Here is a 22,373-nt window from a genome sequence, read left to right on the forward strand (position 1 = left end):
TCCTTTTGAAGTAAGAACTGCATCACAATCTTTTTTATCATCTGCTCCAGAACAAAAAGCATGGCCAATAGAAGTTTGCAAGCCTAATTCTTGTTTTACGATAGCTACACTAACCACAATTCCTACTATAGATAGCAATAAATGAGAAATACTAAAAACAGAATCTGTTGTTTTTGAAATCAAAAAAGCAACTAAGAATCCTACAATTCCAAAACCTACATATTTAGGAATCTTACTAGTTTTTTTACTAGTTTGTATCGTATCTGTTTTTTCAACAGCTACTATAATCCCTGTAAACTTCTTTAAAAATTCTTCTTCAGATATCTTTTCTTTTCTGCCTTCTATAGAATATAAAATAAAATCACTTTTCTTTTTTTCAACTACAGTTAAGTTCTGCCCAGTACTATCATTCACTTGAACGATATAACAAGAAGGTAGTTGCTTTAATGTTTCTGAGTTAACAGGAACATCAGCTGCTACATTTTCTATATTAAAATGATCTAATACTCCTGTTATGGCATGTAAACTAGGATAGGAAGGATGACTTTGTATTTGAAACCTTAACTCTTCTTTATCAAAAGAGATTTTATTTTTCTGTAATAAAAGCTGAACTGATTGTATTAAAGTATTTTTCAAAATATAGATCATTTTCTATAGTGTTCAATACTTTAATTTATGTTACCCTTTTTTTTTGAAAAAAATAAAAAAGATAAATAAACCCAGTAAAATAGGAAGAATGTAGAGTAAGTAATTAGTAGTAAAAACAGGAGAAGTGTCTCCAATTAAAATAAAAGAAGCCCAGTAGTATGGAGATTGTTCTGATAAACTATGGTTTTTTAAATAGGTACGTTTCGCATTATTAAGCGCTTCAGATTTTGATTCTTTGTTTTTTAAATTGGAGTAAAACTCTTTCATGATGTATGAAGAGCTAGCGTCATTAATTTTCCACGTTGAAGAAACCACCGCATTGGCCCCAGAATGAAAGAAACCTCTAGCCAAGTTTAAAACACCTTCACCTTGTTTTAATTCTCCAATATTAGTCTCACAAGCACTTAAAACAACTAAGTCAGCGTTGTTTTTATAGGTGTATAGTTCATGTAACTTTAAGTCATTAGTAAAAAACTGAATGCTAGGATTGTTAGATGCATTTGCATGTGTTGCTAAATGAATGATTTTAGCATTACTAGTTTTATGAACAAAATTCTCTTTTGTAGCATTACTGTTTGTAAAGCTATCTCCACCTATTAAATTAGAAATAACAGCAGCTTCTTTTTCTGTTTTTTCTAGGGATGATAATTCAGTGTTTTTAAAATTAACAGGAGCAAAAACAGCAATGTCTGTATTTGTTTTTCGATCTCTATTTTTATTAAACTCAGAAAATGAGCTAGAGTAAGTATAGCTAATATTGCAATCGTTTACTAAATAGCGCAAGTCAGTAGCGCTAGTATTAAAAGCTTCAAAAGGAATGTTTTCTAAAGAAACATCACTAATAATACTAATATTTTTATTTTTAATAAGATCTTTAATCTCTTTAGTTGGGAATAAATGGTTGTAAAGTGAATATGAGACCTTTTTAAAACGTGCTAGTTCTTGTTTTTGATTAATTGGTTTTGAAATAAGTTTTTTGTATTCAGTAATCCCTAATAAAACACTATCAATATTTTTTATTTTAAAACGAATATCCTTGTTGTTAGCAATTAGTAGTCCCAACATTGATTGCTTGTTAGAATCTACATTACTAGTATTTAATGTATAGTAGAGTTTAATATCGTTTTTATTTAAGTTACTTTTTACTTGATTAAAAGAAATTTGTTGAATATCATTGTTTTGATTACTAAATTGGGGATATATCTTTTGAATAGAGTCTTTAAAATTCTGGTAGCTTACTTTTAAATCAAATAAAGAATCTTTTTTCTTTGAAGCTTTATAAGTGTTTGTTTCACTTTCTAATTGAAAAATATCTTTTTTAAATACGTTGTTTTTAATAGAAACTTCATTAGGAAGGTTGGTGAGTTTTATATTTTCATTAATGTTTAACGCTAACAAAAAAGCTTTATTTTTTTCCATTAACTCAAACATTAATTTAGAATCATTTAATAAATAAGCAGTGTAAATACCTAAATTAAAAGTTTCTGAAATTTCTTTTCGCCACAAATATTTTGTATTAGCTTCTGTGCTATAGTTGATCAGAATATTGACTATCCTATTAGTAAGGTTAACATTGTCAATAGCTTTTTGTAAGTATTCTTTTTCTTGTGTAGAATTGTATAATTGTAAAAGTATTTCTGTTTTAGTTTTTAAAGAAACTATAATTGATCTTTTGTCTCGTGTATTAAGAATTTTTTCTACGGAAAGAGAATTAATATTTTTATTTTTTTTTACTTTAAAACAATAACTAATTGCTTTTTTTATATGAGAAAGAGCTTTGATGTAATTATTATTTCTTTTAAAATAAGTAGCTATGTTTCTATGAGTTTCATTTAAATATGCTTTTTCCATTATATCATATTTAATACTTTTATTGAAAAAATACATAGAACTGTCATTTTTTAAATCCAAATATAATTCACCAATATTCATATAAGCATTTGCAACTATATTAGAATCTTTTTCTTTTAAAGAATTTTTTAATATTTTGAAATAATAGACTTTTGCTTTTTTGTAATCTTTTACATATGGGTTAGAATAAAGGTTTGCAATTCCAGTATGAAATGAATGTATGGCAACATTCCCAAGATTTAGACTTGAAGTATTATTAATTAAACTATCTCCTTTTTTTAAGTAATGAAGACCTAGTTTGGTGCTTTCTTGTGTGTTCATTTTGTAACAACAGTAAGAGAGCTGTGTATATTGAACTAATATGCTCCTTTTCGTACCATGTTTTTCTAATAAAGGTATCCCTTTTAAATAATGATTGATGGATTTATAGTAGTCTCCTTTTTTGTATAGGCAATTACCAATTTGACAATAAGATTGAGCAACTCTTTTTGGATAAGCATTTGAATTGATGGCTTTTTCAAAAAACTGTATTGCTTTTTGGTATTTTTTTTTAAACAAATAGAATTTACCTAAATTGTATAAAGCATTTGTGTGTTTTTTATTTACTAAATTTAAGTTATCTAAAATTGTGACTTCAATTTTACCATATTTTATAGCTAAATCATAGTTTTTTGTTTTCTTATAGTGAAAAAAAGAAAAGTTATGGGCTATTTGAGCGTATTTCGCATCCTTTATTTTGACTGAAGAAAGTATGCTGTCGATTTTTTTTTCAGAAAAATCTATTTTACTACTGAAAGCAACAATTTCTTTATAACTATATTGACTTATAGCCTTTTGATTGCAAAAGACTATAAGTATTAGTGTAATTAGCCTTAGGTGTTTATAAGTCATTTATTTTTAACTGAATAAAACCATTACCACCTTGATTATTATTACTGCCACAATTAGTGTTTGTTGAAACTGAAACCCCACAATCATTAAATATTTTATTGTAGGTTGAAAAATTGATATAGTTGTTTGTACTTTTGCCATTAGGTTTTTCTGCATCATCATCGTCAGCAACAGCTTTATCATTTTCTTTAGGATCAAATATTCGAAACTTGATTACTTCGGCATAAGGATTAGATGGGCATGGAACGATACTTGAAATATTATACCATAAACCTTTAACATTATTATTTTGTAGTGTTGCTCGAATACACTCTCTTTTTTGTACTCTTTCAGCAAAAGAGGTTCCAGGAGTATAAACAACTAAAAGTTCAAATGTTCTAATAGGAATACTAACTTCACTATTTTTAATTAAGGATGTAGAGTTTTTAAATTGTTTGTTTTCTGCAATAAAACTACATGTAATAAAGGCAACTAAAAGAAGTAGTCCTTTGTAAATAAAAGTACTTTTTTTCATGATTAGAAAGATTTTGTTTTCTTAATTTGATGTTTAAGGGACATCAAATACTATATACTCACAAATATAGTTTTTTTCAACTTTAACTTATTTGAAAATTAAAGTTGAAATGGAGGTTTAACATTCATTTAGTATTTTTATTTTCTTTTGAAATAGAAAAAAATCAATAAACCAATTATTAAAATAATACCTACATAATAAAAATAATGAGTAGTAAAAACAGGAGAAGTATCTCCTATTAAAACAAAAGAAGCCCAATAATAAGGAGTCTGCTCTGATAAACTATGGTTTTTTAAATAGGTGCGTTTCGCATTGTTAAGCGCTTCTGCTTTTGATTGTTTATTTTTTAAATTGGAGTAAAATTCCTTCATGATGTATGAAGAGCTAGCGTCATTAATTTTCCACGTTGAAGAAACTACTGCATTGGCTCCTGAATGAAAGAAACCTCTAGCTAAGTTTAAAACACCCTCACCTTGTTTTAACTCTCCAATGTTAGTTTCACAGGCACTTAAAACAACTAAATCCGCATTATTTTTATAGGTGTATAGTTCATGTAGTTTTAAATCATTAGTAAAAAACTGAATGCTCGGATTATTAGCAGAAGTAGCATGTGTTGCTAAATGAATGATTTTAGCATTACTCGTTTTACGAACAAAATTTTCTTTTGTAGCATTACTGTTTGTAAAACTATCTCCGTCTATTAAATTAGTAATAACAGCAGCTTCTTTTTCTGTGTTTTCTAGGGGGGATAATTCAGTGTTTTTAAAATTAACAGGAGCAAAAACAACAATGTCTGTATTTGTTTTTCGATCTCTATTTTTATTAAACTCAGAAAATGAGCTAGAGTAAGTATAGCTAATATTGCAATCGTTAACTAAATAGCGCAAGTCAGTAGCGCTAGTATTAAAAGCTTCAAAAGGAAGGTTTTCTAAGGAAACATCACTAACAATACTAATATTTTTATTTTTAATAAGATCTTTAATCTCTTTAGTCGGGAATAATTGGTTATAGAGTGAATATGAAACCTTTTTAAAACGTGCTAATTCTTGTTTTTGTGTAAGCGGTTTTGATATTAGTTTTTTGTATTCAGAAATAGCCAATAAAACACTATCAATATTTTTTATTTTAAAACGAATATCCTTGTTCTTAGCAATTAGTAGCCCTAACATTGATTGTTTATTAGCATCTACGTTACTAGTATTTAGTGTGTAGTATAGTTTAATATCGTTTTTATGTAAGTTACTTTTAACTTTGTTAAGATAAACTTGTTTAATGTCGTTGTTATGATTGCTAAACTGAGGGTATATTTTATGAATAGAGTCTTTAAAGTTTTGATAGCTTATTTTTAATTCAAATAAAGAATCTTTTTTCTTTGAAGTTTTATGTATTTCTGTTTCACTTTCTAATCGAAAAATATCTTTTTTTAATACGTTGTTTTTAACAGAAACTTCATCCGGTAAATTGGTTAGTTTTATGTTTTCATTAATATTTAAGGTTAATAAAAAAGCTTTATTTTTTTCCATTAACTCAAGCATTAACTTAGAATCGTTTAATAAATAAGCAGTATAAATACCTAAATTAAATATTTCTGAAATTTCTTTTCGCCACAAATATTTGGTGTTAGCTTCTGTGCTATAACTAATGAGAATGTTAACTATTTTATTGGTAAGTTGAACATTGTTAATAGCTTTTTGTAAGTATTCTTTATTTTGAGTAGTATTATAAAGTTGTACAAGAATTTCTGTTTTTGTTTTTAAAGAAACTAAAGCAGATTTCTTATGATTACTGTTAAGTATGTCTTCTATATTGAGTGTGTTTAAATTTTTGTTAGATGCTATTTTAAAGCAATAATTAATGGCCTTTTCAATTTGAGTAAGAGCGAGGTTGAATATTTTTTTTCTTTGATTATACGTAGCTAAGTTTCTATAAGTTTCATTTAAATAAACTTTTTTAGAAAAATCATAGCTAATACTTTTGTTTAAAAAATACACACAACTATCATTGTTTATATCCAAATATAGTTCACCCATATTCATGTAAGCGTTTGCTATATGGTTAGAATCTTTTCTTATTAATGAGTTATTCAATACTTTTAAGTAATATTCTCTTCCCTTATTATAGTTTTTTTTATGTTTATTAGAATATAAATTGGCAAGACCAGTGTATAAAAAGTTCCTTTTTTTGTAAGTTAATTTTAATTTAGGAGAGTTTTTAACTAAACTATCTCCTTTTTTTAAATATAAAAGGCCCAATTCAGTACTTTCTTTCGTGTCAATTTTGTAGCAACAATTAGAAAGTTTTATGTATTGAATTAATATGCTTTTTTTTAAACCATGTTTTTCTAGTAAAGGCAATCCTTTAATAAACATATTTATAGATTTGTAGTAGTCTCCTTTTTTAAAATAGGAATTTCCGATCTCACAATAAGATTGTGCAACTCTCATTCGATGTTTATTCGAATAAATAGCTTTTGAAAAGTAATGAATAGCTTTTTGATATTGTTCTAATTTAAGATGAAACTTACCTACGTTATAAAGTGCTTTTGTGTGTCTTTTGTTAATTATTTTTAAGCTATCTAAAATATGAATTTCTTTTTTCCCATATTTAATGGAAAGTTTGTAGTTTTTAGTTTTTTTAAAGTTAAAAACAGAAAAATTATGAGCTATTTGGGCGTATATAGAATCCTTTGTAGTTATTGAAAGTAAGATACTGTCAATTTTTTTTTCGGACAGTTTTGTTTTTTTATTGATGTTTATTATTTCTTTGTAACTATATTGACTTTTAGCCTTTTGGTGCCAAAAGACTAAAAGTAATATGAGTATTAACTTCTTTGGTTTCAAATTATAATTATTGATAATTATTGAGGTCCAAAACTACCTGAAATTCCTTGTGCTAAATTGCAATTAGTATTACTTGAAGCAGTAGTTAAATTACAGTCATCTATTATAGTTAAAAACGCTAAATCACTAACATACATTTGAACTTTAATATGATTAGGTTTATCTAAGGCTTCATCATCATTATCAACATCACTGACATTATCTTTTCCTTTTATTATACCAAATGTAATAACTTCAGCGTTAGAGTTGGAAGAGCAGGGTGTAATACTTTCAATTGAATATGTACCTACTCCATAATATTGTAAAGTTGTTAAGATACATTGTCTTTTCTGAATTCTGTCAGAAATAGATGTTCCCGAAGGATACACAATTAAAAGCTCAAAAGTGTCATAAAATGTATTGATTTCTGTTTTTTTAATATTATTGTTAAGATCATTTTCTTCTTTAACAATAAAACTAAATGTTACAAAAGCAACTAATAAAATTAGCGCTTTGTAAGTAAAATTACTTTTTTTCATGATTATAAATATTTTGTTTTCTTAATTTGATGTTTATGAAAACATCAAATGTTACCCAAGGGCAAATATAATTTTTTTATTTTTGTCAGATAACTATTTAAAATGGAAGGAAAGTTTTTTTTAGAAGCTATAGAAAAGAATGATTCAAGTGTTATAAAAACAATTTATGAACAGAGTTTTTATGCTATAAAGCAATTTGTTCTTCAAAACAAAGGAAATAGTGAAGATGCTGAGGATGTTTTTCAAAAAGCTTTACTACAAATAGCGGTTAGATTAAAAAAAGAAAAATTTGAAATAAAGTCAAGTTTTGAAGGCTTTCTTTATACTGTTTGTAGAAATTTATGGCGTAGAGAGTTAAATATAAGAAAAAATAGGGTAACAAATAATGAGGTTGTTGAACAGGTAAGTGAAGAGAGGGATACTGCCTTGTCGTATTTGGAAATTAAAAAACAAGAATTGTTTGTAGAAAAATTAGGAATGTTGTCTGAAAACTGTAGAAATATTTTAAATCTGTTTTTTGCTAAAATGCCCTATGCGGAAATTTTAGCAACTACTGAGTATAGCTCTGAAACAGTTATACGACAGCGAGTTTTTAAGTGTAAAAAGAAACTGACAGAACTTATTAGAGGAGATGTGAGGTATATGAAATTAAAAGCGGTATGATGATGGAAGAAGATATATTAATTGAACGTTATTTTAAAGACGAACTTTCAGAAATAGAAACAAAGGCTTTTAAGGATAGGCTAAAAACTGACGAAGATTTTAAAATTAAAGTAGATTTTGAAAAAGAGTTGTTTGATTCTTATAATGAAGAGTTGTGGAATTTTTCAATAGATGAGAACGATGAGGTTGATGAAATAGAAGCTTTTTTTAAAGGTACTGTAGCTAAGAGTTTCGAAAAAACAATTAAAGAAGGAAGTGATGCTTTTAAAAACAAGAAAAAAGGAAAAATAAGACCATTATTCTTTATTTCAGTAGCAGCAAGTATTGCCTTATTGGTAGGAGTATTTAGGTTTTTTAATAATGGAAGTCCGAACAGTAATTATGGTGACTTGTATAATGAGTATGTTTCGCAGACATCGCTTCCTACTTTTGTGAATAGAGGAGATAATGATACAGAAGTTAATTTAATTGAAGCAGAAAAGAGTTTTAAAAACAAAGACTATAAAAAAGCATTGGTGATTTTTGGTAAGAGCTTATTACAAGATAAAAATAATAGTGCTGTTTATATGTATAAAGCAATATCACATATAGAGTTAAAAGATTATATAAGTGCTGAAAAAATACTTGACAGTTTAATAAATAGCGATTTAATTGATGCTCAAAAAGGATATTGGTTTAAATCACTTTCATTGGTAAAGCAAAACAAGTTAACTGAAGCTAAAGAGTTACTGCATCTTATTATTGACAAAGCCTATTACAATAAAGATAAAGCTCAAGAGTTGTTAGAGCAATTGAATTAATATTAATTGTTTAAAGTCTGTAAGAGAAAACTAACTTTTTAAGTGGTCTGTAATTATAGAGAGATTACTTTATTTCATTCGTAATGACGGTTTTTATTAAGTTTTTGTTCGTGTCATTACGAGAAAGCTTACTTTCGAATAATATGTGTAATTATAGAGAGATTACTTCACTTTGTTCGTAATGACAGTTTTGTAGTTAGTTTTTGTTCACGTCGTTACTAGAAAATGTTTTTTGAAGTACTCTGTAGTTATAGAAAGATTACTTCGTTTCATTCGTAATGACATTTTTGTAGTTAGTTTTTGTTTACGTCATTACGAGAAAGTTTACTTTTGAAGTAATCTGTGAAATTATAATGAGATTACTTCACTTCGTTCGTAATGACTGTTTTTTATTTTGACTTTATTTTTTTAGTTCTTTCTTTAAAAATTTAGCGGTATAACTCGTTTTATGTTTAGCTACTTTTTCTGGAGTTCCAGATACTAATATTTTTCCACCACCTTTTCCACCTTCCATACCAACATCAATAATATAGTCGGCAAGTTTTATTACGTCTAAATTGTGTTCAATAATTAAAACCGTATTCCCTTTGTTAGTTAGTTTGTTCAGCACTTCCATTAAAACACGAATGTCTTCAAAATGTAAACCGGTAGTAGGTTCATCTAAAATATAAAAAGTATTTCCAGTATCTCTTTTTGAAAGTTCAGAAGCTAGTTTTATACGTTGTGCTTCTCCACCAGATAATGTGGTAGATCGTTGTCCTAAGGTAATGTAGCCTAAACCAACATCTTGAATAGTTTTTAATTTACGATGTATTTTCGGAATTAATTCAAAGAAATCAACTGCTTCATTAATTGTCATTTCTAATACATCAGAAATAGATTTTCCTTTGTACCTAATCTCCAAAGTTTCTCTATTAAAACGTTTTCCTTGGCAGGTTTCACATTCTACATGTACATCAGGTAAAAAGTTCATTTCAATAACACGAACACCTCCACCCTGGCATGTTTCACAACGACCTCCTTTTACATTAAAGCTAAATCGTCCAGGTTTGTATCCACGGATAGATGCTTCAGGTGTTTTAGCATATAAACTTCTAATTTCACCAAAAACCCCAGTATAAGTTGCAGGGTTTGAACGTGGTGTTCTACCTATCGGTGATTGATCAATATCAATTACTTTATCTACATTTTCTAACCCTTCAATTTTTTTATAAGGCATAGGTTTTTTTACACCTCTATAGATATGCGCATTTAAAATTGGGTATAATGTTTCATTAATTAAAGTAGATTTTCCACTACCTGAAACACCCGTAACACAAATCATTTTACCTAAAGGAAATTCAACAGAAACATTTTTTAAGTTATTTCCAGATGCTCCTGATAATTTTATGGTTTTTCCATTCCCTTCTCTTCTTTTAGTAGGAACTTCAATTGTTTTTCTTTTAGATAAATAATCAGCAGTTAGGGTTTTGTGAGATTTTAAATCTTCAAAAGTACCTTGACTTACAACTTCTCCACCATGCCTTCCTGCACCAGGACCAATATCAAATACAAAATCGGCATGTTTAATCATATCTTCATCATGTTCAACTACTAAAACAGAATTTCCAACATCACGAAGTTTAATCAATGAGTTAATTAGTTTTTCATTATCACGTTGATGAAGTCCAATACTAGGTTCATCTAAAATATATAAAACACCAACCAATTGAGATCCTATTTGTGTAGCCAAACGAATACGTTGCGCTTCACCACCAGATAAAGATTTTGAGGTTCTATCTAAGGTTAAGTAATCTAGACCAACATCTAATAAAAATTGAATTCGAGTTCGGATTTCTTTTAAAATTTCAGAAGCAATTTTTAGTTGTTTTTCACTGAACTCACTTTCTATGTTTTTAAACCAATTAGCAAGTTCAGTAACATCCATTTGTGCTAAATCACTAATGTTATTATTAACAATTTTAAAATGTAAAGCTTCTTTTTTTAATCGTTTTCCTTCACAAACGGAGCAAGAAACTTCGTCCATAAAACCTTTGGCCCATCTTTTAATAGAGGAACTGTCGGTATCCTTATATTGGTTTTCAATAAAAGCAATGATACCTTCAAAGTCTATTTCATATTTTCTTGTAACACCAGCCGCTTTCGATTTAATGGTAAATGATTCCTTACCACCATTTAAAATAATGTCTTTTGCTTCTTTAGGTATTTTATTAATTGGATCAGTTAGTTTAAACTTATAACGTTCAGCAATAGTTTGAAGTTGTTTAAAAATCCAACTGTTTTTTTGTTCTCCTAAAGGAATAATACCTCCATTTTTAATGGAGATACTATCATCTGGAATTATTTTTTGAAAATTAACTTCATTAGTTATTCCCAAGCCATTGCAATCGTTGCATGCACCTTTTGGTGAGTTAAATGAAAATGTATTTGGCTCAGGGTTTGGATATGCAATACCAGTTGTGGGGCACATTAGTTCCCTACTAAAATATCTAGGTTTATCATCGTCAATATCAATAACCATTAATATGTTATTACCAGTGTATAAAGCGGTTTTAATGGTTTCTTCTAAGCGTTTTTCAGCAGCGTTACTAATGGGTAGTCTATCTATAACAACTTCTATATCGTGTGTTTTATAACGGTCAAGTTTCATTCCTTTCTCAATCTCACGAATTTCTCCATCAACTCGAACTTTAACAAAACCTTGTTTAGATATTTGTTCAAACAACTCACGGTAATGACCTTTTCTAGATTTAATTAATGGAGCAAGAACAGCAATTCGTTTTCCATCGAAATCTTTTAAAATTAAGTTTTTTATTTGGTCGTCAGAATAACTAACCATTTTTTCTCCTGTGTTAAAAGAATATGCATCAGCAGCACGTGAAAACAACAAACGTAAAAAGTCATAAATTTCTGTAATAGTTCCAACTGTTGATCTAGGACTTTTATTAGTTGTTTTTTGTTCAATAGAAATAACAGGAGATAAACCATCTATTTTATCTACATCTGGACGTTCTAATCCACCTAAGAATTGGCGAGCATATGCAGAAAACGTTTCTATATATCTTCGTTGTCCTTCAGCATATATGGTATCAAAAGCTAATGATGATTTTCCACTTCCACTTAAACCAGTAATTACAACTAGTTTTTCTCGAGGAATTTTAACGTCAATGTTTTTTAAATTATGGGCTCTTGCTCCATAAACTTCGATATATTCTTGCTCTTTCAAAGTGAGTTATTTACAGAAAAAAGCAAATTTAAGCAATACTTATGTATTTTAGTTTACTAGATATAAACAAAATAGTATCTTGCAGTTAAAACAGAAAAATAGTATAATGAGAATAATCCATTCAACACGACATTTTTTTGAGAGAAACGGATTTTATGTATCATCGCGTTTAGCGGATAGATTAGGTATGAGAGCTGTAAATGTTCGATTATTTTTTATTTATATTTCTTTTGTTACTATCGGTCTTTCTTTTGGCTTGTATTTAACTTTAGCGTTCTTGTTAAGGTTAAAAGATATGATTTACACTAAAAGAACTTCGGTTTTTGATTTATAATGAATACGATATTTCAATCACGTTTATATAAAGCTGTTTTATTCTCCATATTAATTTTATTAGTAGGAGTAGGAGGGTATTGTTTTTTGTTTGACTATTCTTTTGTGGATGGTTTGTATATGACAATTATTACTATAACTACTATTGGTTTTGGAGAAGTACATCCGTTTGGAACTGGAGAAAAAATATTTACAATAGGACTCATTTTATCTAGTTTGTTTATTTTCGGATATGCGGTATCTTCATTTTCAGAATATTTAATAAGTGGCCAGTTTTTTCATCAATTAAAAATTAAAAAAGTGCAAAAAAAAATAGAGAAGTTGAAAGGACATACTATTGTTTGTGGTTATGGCAGAAATGGACGTCAGGCTATAGCTAAATTAAAAAGTTATAAAAAAGATTTTGTAGTAGTTGAGCAAAATCAAACAATAATACAACGATTAGACAACGATGGTGTACTAAATATTGAAGGAGATGCAACAACTGATGAAACTTTGATAAAAGCAGGAATTTTAAATGCTAGTAATTTAATAACAGCTTTACCTTCTGATGCTGATAATTTATTTGTAGTACTTACTGCTAAACAATTAAATAGAAAGTGTAAAATAATAAGTAGAGCTTCTAAAGAAACTTCGTATAGTAAATTAAAAATAGCAGGTGCTGATAATGTTATAATGCCAGATAAGTTAGGGGGTGCCCATATGGCTTCATTGGTAGTAACACCAGATGTGATAGAGTTTGTAGATCGTTTAACTATTGAAGGTGATACGACAGCTAATTTGGAAGAGATAGCAATTAATAATTTGCCACAAGAATATATTGATAAAACTATTTTAGATTTAGATTTAAGAAAGCAAACAGGTTGTACTGTTATAGGATATAGAACTTCTGAAAAAGAATATATTATTAATCCTGATGCTTCAGTAACACTAAAAGCGGGTGCTAACTTAATTGTTTTAGGAAGACCAGAGCAAATAACAAAATTAAGAGAGTTGTTTTAATGAAAAGAGTTGTGATAACAGGAAGTAATGGTTTACTTGGTCAAAGTTTGGTTAGTTTACTATTAAATGAAAAAGATAAATATAAGGTAATAGGTTTTTCTAGAGGGGATAATAGGAGTGGGAGAAATGATTTTGAATATGTTTCGATTGATATAACAGATGAAATGTTATTGAAAGAAAAACTGAAAACATATACTCCTGATGTTATTATTAATACTGCAGCAATGACAAATGTTGATGCTTGCGAAGATAATAAAGAAGAATGCGATAAACTTAATGTAGATGTAGTTCATTTTCTTAAAGAATATGCTGAAAAAACGAATGCTCATCTGATTCATTTATCAACAGATTTTATTTTTGATGGTGAAAAAGGATATTATAAAGAAACTGACGACCCAAATCCTTTAAGTTATTATGGAATGTCAAAGCTTAAGTCTGAAGAATTGTTAACTTCTTCATCTGTACATTACACAATTTTACGTACAATTTTGGTGTATGGAAAGGTGTTCGATATGTCTAGAAGTAATATTGTGCTATGGGTTAAAAAATCTTTAGAAGAAGGGAAGGAAGTTACTATAGTTAATGATCAATATAGAATGCCAACCTATGTTGAACCTTTGGCGTTGGCTTGCAAGTTAGTTATTGATAAAAAAGCAAAAGGAGTATTTAATGTGTCTTCCAAAAAACTATTAAGTATATATGAAATAGCTATGGAGATTGCTGAGGTGTTTGATTTAAACAAAAAATTGATTAAGCCTATTTCAACTCAAAGTTTAAATCAAAAAGCATCAAGACCAGCTAAAACAGGTTTTGATTTAAGTAAGAGTATTGAGCAATTAAACTTTGTGCCAGAAAATTTTAAACAAGATTTACAAAACTTTAAAGAAAAATTAACTTAAAAACTACATTTAACGCATAAAAGTTGGCAAAACTTCAATTTTTTAAGATATTGCAATCCACTAATTCAAAAAAAACTAACTTATAATTTATATTATGAAGAAAAAACTTCTAGCATTATTAATGTTAATAATGCCAATGTTAACTTTTGCACAAGAGAAAGGACTAGCAGAAAAGATAAATGAAGGTTTTAAACCTGTTGCAGATGCTTGGGGAAGCATTGTTTTTTATCCAGTAAAACTAGGTGGAGGAGTTGAAATGCCTTTGGTTATTATTATGTTACTTTCTGCGGGTTTAATTTTTACGATTATATTCAAGTTTGTAAATATTCGATTATTTCCTACATCAATTAATATAGTAAGAGGGAAGTATGATGATGTTGATCACGCTACTTCTGGTGTTATGGCAGGAGACCCAACTCCAGGAGGTGATGCTATTGAAACTATTAGAGTTGAAGGCAATGAAGGTGAGGTAACCCATTTTCAAGCGTTAACAGCTGCTTTGTCAGGAACTGTTGGTTTAGGTAATATTGCAGGGGTTGCAGTAGCTTTATCATTAGGAGGTCCTGGAGCTACTTTTTGGATGATTGTTGCTGGTTTATTAGGAATGTCGTCAAAGTTTGTAGAGTGTACTTTAGGTGTTAAGTACCGTGATGTAGGTGAAGATGGAACTATTTATGGAGGACCAATGTATTACCTTAAAAAAGGTTTAGCTGATGTTGGTAAAAGTGGATTAGGTAAAGTGTTAGCTGTGGTATTTGCAGTTATGGTTGTTGGTGGTTCGTTTGGTGGTGGAAATATGTTCCAGGCTAATCAAGCAGCTCAACAATTTGGAAGTATGATTGGATCTAACGATTTATCTACAGCCTTAATTTTTGGTATTATTATGGCAGTTTTAGTAGCTGTAGTAATTATTGGAGGAATTAAAAGAATTGGAAATATTACTGAGAAGATTGTACCTTTTATGGTAGGAATATATTTTTTAGCAGCAGTTATAATTTTAGTTGCTAATTTTTCTAAAATAGGAGATGCTTTCGGTCAAATTTTTGATGGAGCATTTAATGCTAAAGGTATTTCAGGTGGTTTACTTGGAGTGCTAATTATTGGTTTTCAAAGAGCTGCATTTTCAAATGAAGCTGGAGTAGGTTCAGCTGCGATTGCACATTCAGCAGTAAAAACAAAATATCCTGCATCTGAAGGGTTGGTTGCTTTATTAGAGCCTTTTATTGATACTGTGGTGGTTTGTACAATGACAGCATTAGTAATTATTATTACAAACGGAAATGGTGATATAATGACATATGGAGTAAAATCACCTGATGGAGTTTTAGCTACTTCTAAGGCCTTTGCTTCTGTATTACCATGGTTTCCTTATATTTTAACAATAGCAGTTGTGTTATTTGCTTTTTCAACTATGTTGTCTTGGTCATACTATGGGTTACAAGGATGGATGTTCTTATTTGGTCGTTCAAAAGCGTCTGATTATGCATATAAAATCTTATTTTGTTTATTTGTAATTATAGGTTCAGCTGCAAGTTTAGGTGCTGTTACTGATTTTTCTGATGCAATGATATTTGCAATGGCAGTTCCAAATGTGATAGGATTATGCTTCTTGTTCCCTAAAGTTCGTGAAGAGTTATCTAAGTATTTGAAAGCTATCGGAGTTATGAAGGCTTAAAATATTCCATATAAAATGAAGTTATTTAAATCCCATTTCTGGTATACTAAAAGCCAAAGAAATGGGATTTTCTTTTTAATAATTCTTATTGTCCTGTTGCAAGCTATATATGTATTTGTAAATTTTCATGAAGAAGAAACTGAAGATTTAGATAAAAATGAATTAGCAGTTTTTTTAAAAGAAATAGATAGCCTAAGGGAAGATAAACTTAAAAAGAAAGGGCCTAAGTTATATCCGTTTAATCCTAATTATATTTCTGACTACAAAGGGAGTAAATTAGGAATGTCTATAGATGAAATAGATAGATTACATGAGTTTAGAAAAAGAGGAAGATTTATAAATTCAAAAAAGGAATTTCAACAAGTAACAAAAATATCGGATAGTTTATTTTTTAAAATAGCGCCTTATTTTAAATTTCCTGATTGGGTAACTAAGAGAAATCTGAAAAAAAGAAATGACGCTGAAAATATAATCAGATCTAGTGCGAAGCAAAAAGAATTTGAAGAGGTTATTAAGTTCTCAAGTATTGATATAAATAAGGTCACATTAAGAGATGTGGTGAATTGTGTGGGGGATCAAGAGTTAGCTCAAAAATTATTAAATTATAGAAGTAGAATACAAGGGTTTACTTTTGTGTCACAATTAAACGAAGTTTCTGGAATTAAGGACAATGTTGTAAGAAAACTAAGGAGTACTTTTAAAATACTACATAAGCCGCAAATATTAAAAGTGAATGTAAATACAGCTACATTTAAAGAGGTTTTAAGAAATCCATATATAGATTATATACTTTGTAAAAAAATATTTGATTATAAGGAGGAAGTCGCCGAAATCCAAAACATTGCTGAATTGAAAAATATTAGCGGTTTCCCATTAAAAAAATACGCTAGAATAGTCTTATATTTGGAAGCGAAATAAACAACAACTAATTATAAAATCAATGAATAGTATGTACTTTACTGAAGAGCACGAATCTTTTCGTCAAAGTTTTAAGGGCTTTTTACAAAAAGAAGTTGTTCCTCATATAGATAAATGGGAAAAGGATGGGACTGTTGAACGTTTTATTTGGAAAAAGTTTGGGGAAATGGGCTACTTTGGTTTAAACCAGCCTGAAGAATATGGTGGATTAGGTTTAGATCTTTTTTATACGGTAATCTTTTTAGAAGAATTACAGAAAATTAATTCTGGAGGTTTTGCTGCAAACATGTGGGCTCATGCATATTTAGCCATGACGCATCTTAATAAAGAAGGAGATGATAGAATTAAAAAAGAATATTTAACACCAAGTATTGAAGGTGATAAAATAGGGTGCTTATGTATTTCTGAACCTTTTGGAGGAAGTGATGTTGCAGGAATGCGTACAACAGCAATAAAAGATGGAGATAATTTTGTGATTAATGGATCAAAAACATTTATAACAAATGGTGTTTACTCTGATTATTTAGTAGTTGCGGCAAAAACAAACCCTGAAGCAAAACATAAAGGGATGAGTATTTTTGTTGTAGATAGAAATGTACAGGGAGTTTCAGCTGTTAAATTAGATAAATTAGGATGGAGAGCATCTGATACCGCTGAAATAGCATTTGATAATGTTATTGTTCCTAAAGAAAACTTAATGGGAGAGGAAGGTTCTGGTTTTTCTTATATTATGCAACATTTTGCTTTAGAACGTTTGATTATGGGTATAAATGCGCATGCCAGATCTGAATATGCTGTAGATTATGCATTGCAATATATGAATGAAAGACAGGCATTTGGTAAACATTTAAATGAATTTCAAGCATTGAGGCATAAAGTTGCTGAAATGGCAAGTAAAGTTGATATGTGTAAAGAGTATAATTACTCAATCACAAAGCGATTAAATGATGGCCAATATGTAGTGAAAGAAGCAAGTATGAGTAAGTTACTTTCTACAAAGATGGCTGATGAGGTTATATACGATGCTTTACAGTTATTAGGAGGGTATGGTTATATGGAGGATTATCCAATGGCAAGACTTTTAAGAGATAGTCGTTTAGGTCCAATAGGGGGTGGTACTTCTGAGATTTTAAAAGAGATTATTGCAAAAATGATTATCGATAAAAAAGAATATAGACCAGCAACCTAGTAGGTACTGTATTCTCAAAATTATAATAGTTTTTTATAAGTAATTCTAGTGAAGAAAGTGTTGATGATGAATAGTTTGAAAATAATTCACAAAAGATAATTGTATTTCAAAATTTGTTTTTACTTTTGCAGTCCTAAAAATAAAATTTAGAGACAGACATGAAGGGAGGTGCAATTATATGTTAATCATTCCAGTAAAAGAAGGAGAGAATATTGATAGAGCGTTAAAACGTTACAAACGTAAATTTAGCAATACTAAAACAATGCGAGAATTACGTAATAGGAAGCAGTTTACAAAACCTTCAGTAGCTAATAGAGCTCGAAAAATAAAAGCATCTTATGTTCAGCAGTTAAGAACACAAGAAGAAATAGGATAAAAAAATCCTTAAATAAATAAAGTCCCGTATTATTTTAATACGGGACTTTTGTTTGTGGTAAACATTGGTTAAATTTGAGGATATATATTTATTTATGCTAGTAACATCGTTTTTGGAGTATTTAGAGTTTGAAAAGAAATATTCTAAACATACCATAATGGCTTACGAAAACGATTTGATAGCGTTTAAGGAGTTTTGTATAGAGAATTATGAAGAAGATGATTTAACGAGTATTCACTATCGTGAAATAAGAAATTGGATTGTAGATTTGGTGAATGGAGGTGTTTCGAATAGAAGTGTTAATCGGAAGGTGAGTTCATTAAAGTCATTTTATAATTTTTTGCAAAAAATAGAAGAAATTGATATAAATCCATTAGCAAAACATAAATCATTAAAGGTTCAGAAAAAAATCAATTCACCTTTTACGGAGTTGGAAATAAATAATGCAATAAATTTAATAAAAGAGAAAGATGATTTCGAAGGATTAAGAGATAGGTTAGTTGTTGAGTTGTTATATTCAACAGGTATAAGGAGGGCGGAATTGATTAGTCTTGAAGAAAAAAATATCGATTATGTTAATAATACTATAAAAGTTTTAGGTAAGAGAAATAAAGAAAGATTAGTTGTTTTATTGCCATTTGTAGTGGAAACTATTGATAGTTATTTGATTAAGAAAAAAGAACTGTCGTTAACAGATGATGATGGTTATTTATTGATGACTAAAAAGGGAGGTAAAATATATGAAACACTTGTTTATAGAATAATAAATTCGTACTTTAGTAGGGTGTCTACAAAAGGAAAAAAGAGTCCGCATGTGTTAAGGCACGCCTTTGCTACGCATTTATTAAATAATGGTGCATCGCTGAATTCGGTTAAAGAATTACTAGGGCATTCAAGTTTAGCCTCTACCCAAGTTTATACGCATAATAGCTTGGAACAAATGAAAAAAGTGTTTAACATGGCTCACCCTAGAGGAGCTGATTAAAAATTGAAAGATTATGAAGGTATTTACACAATCTGTTAACTTCACCGCCGACAAGAAATTAATTGACTATATAGAGAGGAAAATAGGGGGCTTAGAAAAGTTTCATGATAAGATTGTTGATGCAGAGGTGTTTTTAAAAGTGCAAAAAACAAGTGAAAAGGAAAATAAAATTACTGAAGTAAAAGTTAATATACCAGGAAGTGAGTTGATGTTTAAAAAACAATATAAAACCTTTGAAGAGGGTATTAGTGTTGCGATTGAGTCGTTAAAAAGGCAGTTAAAAAAATCAAAAGAAAAGGATAAAGATTTTTTAGTGCTATAAAAATGAAAAAATTTTCAAAAAAAGTTTTAGAAAATCAAAATTACTTTATACATTTGCAGTCCGTTAGAAATAGCGGATTGTTTTTTGCAATAAAAAGCCGATGTAGCTCAGCTGGCTAGAGCAGCTGATTTGTAATCAGCAGGTCGTGGGTTCGAGTCCCTCCATCGGCTCAATTAAAGTTCATTAACATAATACAATTAAAATGGGGAGATTCCAGAGCGGCCAAATGGGACGGACTGTAACTCCGTTGTCTTACGACTTCGCAGGTTCGAATCCTGCTCTCCCCACTTTTTAAAACTGATTAATTAATATATTAAGCTTCAATTTTTAATTATTAATGAAAGGTTTTAAAATCCGCGAGAGTAGCTCAGTTGGTAGAGCGTCAGCCTTCCAAGCTGAATGTCGCCGGTTCGAACCCGGTCTCTCGCTCTAATTTCCAAGCCGGTGTAGCTCAGTTGGTAGAGCGCATCCTTGGTAGGGATGAGGTCACGGGTTCAAATCCCGTCGCTGGCTCTTTTAGAGTATTTTAAAATAGGTTTTAAAGTAACACTAAATATATTTAACTAAGAATAAAAATTAATAATCATGGCAAAAGGAACTTATGATCGTTCGAAACCGCACTTAAACGTAGGTACTATTGGTCACGTAGATCACGGTAAAACTACTTTAACTGCTGCAATTACTAAGGTTTTAGCAGATGCAGGATATTCAGAAGCAAGAGCTTTTGATCAAATAGATAATGCTCCAGAGGAGAAAGAGAGAGGTATTACAATTAACTCTTCTCACGTAGAGTATCAAACAGCTAATCGTCACTATGCTCACGTTGATTGTCCAGGTCACGCCGATTATGTAAAGAACATGGTAACTGGTGCTGCACAAATGGATGGAGCTATCTTAGTAGTTGCTGCTACTGATGGTCCAATGCCACAAACTCGCGAACACATCTTATTAGGTCGTCAGGTAGGTATTCCACGTATCGTTGTTTTCTTAAACAAAGTTGACATGGTTGATGATGAGGAGTTATTAGAGTTAGTAGAAATGGAAGTAAGAGAATTATTGTCTTTCTATGAATATGATGGAGATAATGGTCCTGTAGTTTCAGGTTCTGCTTTAGGAGCTTTAAATGGTGAAGAAAAATGGGTTAATACAGTTTTAGAATTAATGGAATCTGTAGATACTTGGATTGAAGAGCCACCAAGAGATACTGAAAAAGATTTCTTAATGCCAATTGAAGATGTATTCTCAATTACAGGTCGTGGTACTGTTGCTACTGGTCGTATTGAAACTGGTATCATCAATTCTGGTGACGCTGTTGAGATTATTGGTATGGGAGAAGAAAAATTAACTTCTACTGTAACTGGTATTGAAATGTTCCGTCAAATCTTAGATAGAGGTGAGGCTGGAGATAACGCTGGTATCTTATTAAGAGGTATAGCTAAAGAAGATATTAAAAGAGGAATGGTAATCTGTAAGCCAGGTTCTGTAACTCCACACGCTAAGTTCAAAGCTGAGGTGTATATCTTAAAGAAAGAAGAAGGTGGACGTCATACTCCATTCCATAACAACTACCGTCCTCAGTTTTATGTACGTACTACTGATGTTACTGGAAACATTAACTTACCTGATGGAGTTGAAATGGTAATGCCAGGAGATAACTTAACAATTACTGTTGATTTAATCCAACCAATTGCATTAAACTTAGGTTTACAGTTCGCAATCCGTGAAGGAGGTAGAACAGTTGGTGCTGGTCAGGTAACTGAAATTTTAGACTAATTTTAAGGTCTTAAATATATAAAATAAGGAGTCTCTTTAAAAAGAGAGGCTCCTTTTAAAATGAAATACGGGTTTAGCTCAGTTGGTAGAGCACTGGTCTCCAAAACCAGGTGTCGGGGGTTCGAGTCCCTCAATCCGTGCAAAACTAAAACGAGTTACAGGTTTTTCTGTAACTCGTTAAAAGGATAAAATCATGAATAACTTTATACAATACATTAAAGATTCTTTTGAAGAATTAAATACTAATATGACTTGGGTATCTAGAGAAGAGGCTCAAAAGTCAACGGTAGTTGTAGCTGCATTTACTATAGTTTTTGCATTAGCTGTAGCAGGAATTGATTGGGTTTTTCAAACAGGGTTAGATAACTTCTTTAAAAGGTTTTAATAATGGCTGAGTCAGTGATGAAGTGGTATGTTGTTAGAGCTATTGGTGGTCAAGAGAATAAAGTGAAAACTTATATCGAAACTGAAATAGCACGTCATGGTTTATCTGATTTTGTAAGTCAAGTAATTGTTCCGACAGAAAAAGTTATTCAAGTAAGAAATGGAAAAAAAATAAACCGTGAGAGAGTTTATTTTCCAGGGTACATAATGGTTGAGGCTAACTTAGCTGGAGAAGTACCACACATAATAAAATCAGTAACTGGAGTTATTGGTTTTTTAGGTGAAACTAAAGGAGGAGATCCTGTGCCTATGAGAAAATCAGAGGTAAATAGAATGTTAGGTAAAGTAGATGAGTTATCTGTAAAGGATGAAAATATTGCAATACCATATAACGTAGGAGAAACTGTAAAAGTAATTGATGGTCCTTTTAATGGATTTGATGGTACAGTTGAAAATGTAAATGAAGAAAAGCGTAAGCTTGAGGTAATGGTTAAGATTTTCGGAAGAAAAACACCATTAGAATTGAATTACATGCAAGTAGAGAAAATATAATTGTTACAACCTAT

The 22,373-nt window shown here is 29.9% G+C and carries 20 protein-coding genes and 5 tRNA genes (1 of these 25 only partly in view); 19 read left to right on the plus strand and 6 right to left on the minus strand.

Translation table 11 applies throughout. The features are described 5' to 3' along the window. The 5 genes from ACKTTQ_RS00635 to ACKTTQ_RS00655 form a co-directional block, all read right to left on the minus strand. Positions 1-648 carry the start of a thioredoxin domain-containing protein gene (locus ACKTTQ_RS00635; protein WP_456243495.1) on the minus strand. 939 nt of this gene lie to the left of the window's left edge, so only the first 648 of its 1,587 coding nucleotides appear in the window; it begins with the start codon at positions 646-648; the stop codon falls past the left edge of the window. A gap of 30 nt (positions 649-678) precedes the next feature. After that, the gene (locus tag ACKTTQ_RS00640) at positions 679-3,390 is read right to left on the minus strand and encodes a CHAT domain-containing protein (protein ID WP_408048152.1); all 2,712 of its coding nucleotides are present in this window, start codon (positions 3,388-3,390) and stop codon (positions 679-681) included. After that, positions 3,380-3,904 (minus strand): hypothetical protein, encoded by a 525-nt coding sequence (locus ACKTTQ_RS00645; RefSeq protein ID WP_408048153.1) that lies wholly within the window; start codon positions 3,902-3,904, stop codon positions 3,380-3,382. The genes ACKTTQ_RS00640 and ACKTTQ_RS00645 overlap by 11 nt, the downstream gene beginning before the upstream one ends. A gap of 137 nt (positions 3,905-4,041) precedes the next feature. Next, positions 4,042-6,744 carry a CHAT domain-containing protein gene (locus ACKTTQ_RS00650; protein WP_408048154.1) on the minus strand — a complete coding sequence of 901 codons (2,703 nt, stop codon included), beginning with the start codon at positions 6,742-6,744 and terminating at the stop codon, positions 4,042-4,044. Positions 6,745-6,761: 17 nt separating this feature from the next. Then, the gene (locus ACKTTQ_RS00655; RefSeq protein WP_408048155.1) at positions 6,762-7,262 is read right to left on the minus strand and encodes a hypothetical protein; all 501 of its coding nucleotides are present in this window, start codon (positions 7,260-7,262) and stop codon (positions 6,762-6,764) included. Positions 7,263-7,364: 102 nt separating this feature from the next. On the opposite strand from ACKTTQ_RS00655, the gene ACKTTQ_RS00660 reads away from it, so the two are divergent. Both ACKTTQ_RS00660 and ACKTTQ_RS00665 read left to right on the plus strand, forming a co-directional pair. Further along, positions 7,365-7,925 carry an RNA polymerase sigma factor gene (locus tag ACKTTQ_RS00660; RefSeq protein WP_408048156.1) on the plus strand — a complete coding sequence of 187 codons (561 nt, stop codon included), beginning with the start codon at positions 7,365-7,367 and terminating at the stop codon, positions 7,923-7,925. Beyond that, positions 7,922-8,725 carry a tetratricopeptide repeat protein gene (locus ACKTTQ_RS00665; protein WP_408048157.1) on the plus strand — a complete coding sequence of 268 codons (804 nt, stop codon included), beginning with the start codon at positions 7,922-7,924 and terminating at the stop codon, positions 8,723-8,725. The genes ACKTTQ_RS00660 and ACKTTQ_RS00665 overlap by 4 nt, the downstream gene beginning before the upstream one ends. Before the next feature lie 400 nt (positions 8,726-9,125). Here the strand turns inward: ACKTTQ_RS00665 and uvrA are convergent, their stop codons facing one another. Beyond that, positions 9,126-11,951 carry an excinuclease ABC subunit UvrA gene (gene uvrA, locus ACKTTQ_RS00670; RefSeq protein WP_408048158.1) on the minus strand — a complete coding sequence of 942 codons (2,826 nt, stop codon included), beginning with the start codon at positions 11,949-11,951 and terminating at the stop codon, positions 9,126-9,128. A gap of 106 nt (positions 11,952-12,057) precedes the next feature. Here uvrA and ACKTTQ_RS00675 point away from each other — a divergent pair, with 106 nt between their 5' ends. The 17 genes from ACKTTQ_RS00675 (at position 12,058) to nusG (ending at position 22,359) form a co-directional block, all read left to right on the plus strand. Further along, positions 12,058-12,285, plus strand: coding sequence for a PspC domain-containing protein (locus ACKTTQ_RS00675; RefSeq protein ID WP_176974334.1), 228 nt, complete (start codon positions 12,058-12,060; stop codon positions 12,283-12,285). Then, the gene (locus tag ACKTTQ_RS00680) at positions 12,285-13,286 is read left to right on the plus strand and encodes a potassium channel family protein (protein ID WP_093869059.1); all 1,002 of its coding nucleotides are present in this window, start codon (positions 12,285-12,287) and stop codon (positions 13,284-13,286) included. The genes ACKTTQ_RS00675 and ACKTTQ_RS00680 overlap by 1 nt, the downstream gene beginning before the upstream one ends. Beyond that, complete coding sequence (locus tag ACKTTQ_RS00685) at positions 13,286-14,185, plus strand: SDR family oxidoreductase (protein ID WP_408048159.1); 900 nt, start codon at positions 13,286-13,288, stop codon at positions 14,183-14,185. Before ACKTTQ_RS00680 ends, ACKTTQ_RS00685 begins: the two co-directional genes overlap by 1 nt. 94 nt (positions 14,186-14,279) lie before the next feature. Further along, positions 14,280-15,860, plus strand: coding sequence for an alanine/glycine:cation symporter family protein (locus tag ACKTTQ_RS00690; protein ID WP_093869057.1), 1,581 nt, complete (start codon positions 14,280-14,282; stop codon positions 15,858-15,860). A 15-nt stretch (positions 15,861-15,875) separates the two neighbouring features. Beyond that, positions 15,876-16,778, plus strand: a complete 903-nt coding sequence (locus tag ACKTTQ_RS00695; protein WP_408048160.1) for a ComEA family DNA-binding protein — start codon at positions 15,876-15,878, stop codon at positions 16,776-16,778. 22 nt (positions 16,779-16,800) lie between these two features. Then, a complete protein-coding gene (locus ACKTTQ_RS00700) occupies positions 16,801-17,967 on the plus strand; it encodes an acyl-CoA dehydrogenase family protein (RefSeq protein WP_408048161.1) in 1,167 nt (388 codons plus the stop codon). Between the two features lie 178 nt (positions 17,968-18,145). After that, entirely contained in the window at positions 18,146-18,343 is a 198-nt protein-coding gene (rpsU, locus tag ACKTTQ_RS00705) for a 30S ribosomal protein S21 (RefSeq protein WP_093869054.1), read from the plus strand. Positions 18,344-18,437: 94 nt separating this feature from the next. Beyond that, positions 18,438-19,328, plus strand: a complete 891-nt coding sequence (locus tag ACKTTQ_RS00710) for a tyrosine-type recombinase/integrase (RefSeq protein ID WP_408048162.1) — start codon at positions 18,438-18,440, stop codon at positions 19,326-19,328. 13 nt (positions 19,329-19,341) lie between these two features. Further along, a complete protein-coding gene (hpf, locus tag ACKTTQ_RS00715; RefSeq protein WP_113786558.1) occupies positions 19,342-19,650 on the plus strand; it encodes a ribosome hibernation-promoting factor, HPF/YfiA family in 309 nt (102 codons plus the stop codon). Positions 19,651-19,746: 96 nt separating this feature from the next. Next, a tRNA-Thr gene (locus ACKTTQ_RS00720) sits at positions 19,747-19,820 on the plus strand. A gap of 34 nt (positions 19,821-19,854) precedes the next feature. After that, a tRNA-Tyr gene (locus ACKTTQ_RS00725) sits at positions 19,855-19,937 on the plus strand. A gap of 69 nt (positions 19,938-20,006) precedes the next feature. Beyond that, positions 20,007-20,079 (plus strand) — tRNA-Gly (locus ACKTTQ_RS00730). An 11-nt stretch (positions 20,080-20,090) separates the two neighbouring features. Next, positions 20,091-20,163 (plus strand) — tRNA-Thr (locus ACKTTQ_RS00735). Positions 20,164-20,235: 72 nt separating this feature from the next. Continuing rightward, positions 20,236-21,423: an elongation factor Tu gene (tuf, locus tag ACKTTQ_RS00740; RefSeq protein WP_093869053.1), complete on the plus strand. Its 1,188-nt coding sequence runs from the start codon at positions 20,236-20,238 to the stop codon at positions 21,421-21,423. A 67-nt stretch (positions 21,424-21,490) separates the two neighbouring features. Further along, positions 21,491-21,563 (plus strand) — tRNA-Trp (locus tag ACKTTQ_RS00745). A 53-nt stretch (positions 21,564-21,616) separates the two neighbouring features. After that, entirely contained in the window at positions 21,617-21,808 is a 192-nt protein-coding gene (gene secE, locus ACKTTQ_RS00750; RefSeq protein ID WP_093869052.1) for a preprotein translocase subunit SecE, read from the plus strand. Between the two features lie 2 nt (positions 21,809-21,810). Next, positions 21,811-22,359, plus strand: a complete 549-nt coding sequence (gene nusG / locus ACKTTQ_RS00755; protein ID WP_093869051.1) for a transcription termination/antitermination protein NusG — start codon at positions 21,811-21,813, stop codon at positions 22,357-22,359. Positions 22,360-22,373: the final 14 nt, after the last annotated feature.

The organism is Tenacibaculum halocynthiae (genome assembly GCF_964512825.1).
In the GTDB taxonomy this organism is placed as follows: Bacteria; Bacteroidota; Bacteroidia; order Flavobacteriales; family Flavobacteriaceae; genus Polaribacter; species Polaribacter halocynthiae.